Annotated in this window: 1 protein-coding gene; it reads left to right on the top strand. The window is 71.3% G+C overall.

All coding sequences use genetic code 11. The annotated features are described in order from the left end of the window. Positions 1-265, top strand: a 265-nt coding sequence (locus R2R70_RS20760; RefSeq protein WP_410979016.1) for a pirin family protein, incomplete at both ends; no start/stop codon positions are given.

The raw sequence follows: 265 nt of genomic DNA, 5'->3' as shown, positions 1-265 counted from the left end.
CCCCCATGTTCCAGATTCGCCGCGCCGCCGACCGTTGCCACACGCGTCAAGGCTGGCTCGAATCGAGCAGCAGCTTCCCGCTCGCCGGCCATGCCGGGGCCACACATCCGCCATTCGGCGCGCTGCGCTTGCTGAGCGAGGACCGGATCGCACCCACGCGCGGCTTCGGCATGCAGCCGCGCCGTGACCTGGAGATCGTCACCTACGTGCTGGACGGCGCGCTCGCGCATCGCGACAGCCTCGGCAACGGCGCGATCGTGCGGGC

It is taken from the genome of Cobetia sp. SIMBA_158 (genome assembly GCF_046566945.1).
GTDB classification, from domain to species: Bacteria; Pseudomonadota; Gammaproteobacteria; order Pseudomonadales; family Halomonadaceae; genus Cobetia; species Cobetia amphilecti.
Note: the sequence above shows the minus strand (reverse complement) of the source record. Positions and strands in the feature narration are given on the sequence as shown.